Origin of the sequence: Candidatus Enterococcus wittei (assembly GCF_002140175.1) — a bacterium.
Classification (GTDB): Bacteria; Bacillota; Bacilli; order Lactobacillales; family Enterococcaceae; genus Enterococcus_B; species Enterococcus_B wittei.
Map to the genome: position 1 here is coordinate 464,600 of NZ_NGMO01000002.1, position 2,374 is coordinate 466,973.

At 30.2% G+C, this 2,374-nt stretch carries 2 protein-coding genes; one reads left to right on the top strand and one right to left on the bottom strand.

Going from position 1 to position 2,374, the window contains the following annotated elements:
* Positions 1-377 (top strand): hypothetical protein (locus A5844_RS14235; protein ID WP_179190552.1); only part of this gene is annotated, 377 nt, incomplete at its 5' end.
* A gap of 540 nt (positions 378-917) precedes the next feature.
* Here the strand turns inward: A5844_RS14235 and A5844_RS06485 are convergent.
* Positions 918-2,374 (bottom strand): hypothetical protein (locus A5844_RS06485; protein ID WP_086284388.1); only part of this gene is annotated, 1,457 nt, incomplete at its 5' end.

Below are 2,374 nucleotides of genomic sequence, written 5' to 3' on the forward strand. Positions count from 1 at the left end.
TTGATTCAGGAGTATTCCATAGCCCAGAGTTAAACTTTAAAATCCATTTGTATTATCAATATGGCCTATATTCATTAGTATATAGTTTAAGAAGATTTCGAAAAAATAAAATTAATATTGCGCTTTTATTAAACACTTCTTCTTTTTTATTTGCTACTTTTTTAGCTGATTTAGAAGATAGCCTTCATAATAATCCATCGATTCAAGTTACGAAATACATTGCAGACGAAACTTATGATTTAGTCATTACCAATTTGACTATCAATAAATTATTGAATGCTTCTTATACTTATATGATGACAAATGTAGTAAACCAAGATGAGATAAAAAGAATTTCTTCAGTCATTGAAAAAATTGTATTAGAAAAGAGGTCGTGAAAAAGCTGGTCAGCTCCGAGTATTAAGAGGAAAATTGAGAAAATAGTTCCTCATATTTTTTCAATTTTTAACTTAATATCGAAGGAGTTGGCTTTTGAACGCCGTTAAACAGAGGTCGTGAAAGAAGCGATTTGCACTGAGTAATAAGCAAACAAAATAGAAAATGGTTCTGCACATTTTTTATTTTGCTTGCTTATTACCGAAGTGTAGCTTCTTGAATGCCGTTAAACAGAGGTCGTGAAAAAGCCTATCAACTCCCAATATTTGGCTAAACCACGAGAGAATGATGGGGATATTGACTTGGTGTCAGAAAACAACAGGCGCATCATTGTTGAAGGAGATATGCTTTCAATAGTTCGTACTGATAATAAAAGAAAAAGAGGCTGGGACAAACACCCATGAAGGCTTCGTTGCCCTCATGGGTGTTTGTCCCAGCCTCTTTACATATGATCAATGAATGATCGGTTCTTCATATAGGACAATAAACAATATTTTGTTAATCCAATATGAAGAAGATGATTTTTATTTAAAAAGGATTATTTATCCTTGTTTTTCGTGTAGTAAATAGTATTCTTCAATTTCTAAAAATGTTTTTAATGCAGAATGTGGAGTGATTGGAAATAATTTCTGTAAAGGTGTATCTAACATCAAAGATTCTTCGCAAATAATAATTGAATTAGGTGATGAATCTGCTAAAGCAGACTGTATATTTGTATACATGATTGGATCGATTGCTACATTTTTTGTCCATAATGAGTCAGCTAAGGATTTGTAGTAAAGAAAATTGAAATTACTTTTGGTAATGATCCTCAAACGATAATTTTTGTTCTCATTTTTTTGAAGAATAAGAGATAATTCTAATGTAAATTTATTCAAACTATTTTTGTTCCAATAAACATTTAGTTGCCAATCGTGATTCCAATCGGCAATAACTTGAGTGATTTTTGCGTACAATATTTTTTGATCTTCTGATAACAAATATCGTTTATTTGGTAAGATCAATTTTTGATTACGGATAACTGGACGCACAAAATCTAAAAAAGATTTCTTGAATAAGTCGATTTGTTCAGAAGAAATATCAAATTCTTCTGTCAAACGATTCATCAAGTCTAAATTATCATTTCTCTTAGTGACAAAATAATTAAAATTGATTTTAAAATCTTTTTGTAAAAAAAACAAATCTGGTGAGTGATAAGTTTGAGAATTAAATATCGAGTAAACGAACAATAACTCTTGATCATGAAATTTCAATATCTCTTGGTAAGGTGTGATTGTTCGTTTGATGATCAAATAAAGTGGATTGATTTCTATTTCATTTTGATCTTTTTTTGGATAGATAATAGCATCATTTTCCTTGCGTAAGTAACTTAAACACAAACCATTTAAAATATACTCTCTACTTTCAGAGGAGTACTTTCTGTAAAAATAGCAATCTTCAATGTCAGCGATGATCTGTTTGAAGGCTTCTAGTATTTGATAATCGATTGGTGGCAGTTCTAGCCAACTTGTGTAACTGCTTAAAGACAAGATGATCAAACGATAATCTCTTTCCGGCAGATGGATTTGATCATCAATGATGTAATTGTTGTCTTCAAAAAAAGTCCATATCGCTGTTTTTAATTTATACGCCTTACTTAATGAAATGAATTCTTTATCGGCAAAAAGTCGTGCATTGAAATTCCCATTTAAACAGTCAAATAACCCTTTTAAAAAAAGTGAATGATCATAAATCGTTTTGGTGATTTCTTGGAGAGTGATGTCTTTTTTAAAATTCAAAGTGCAGACATCGTGTTCGATCGTATAAGAGATCAGAGCTTGTGGAATCAGCTCTTTTAAATTTTTCAGATCATTATAAATTGTTATTTTTGTTACTTTTAGAATCTCACAAAGTTTATCTATTTTGATATTTTTTTCAACAAACCCTTGTTCACATATATAAACGCTTCGTAGTATATTCTTTTCAATATAATTCCCTAACATAATAATTTTTAACCCCC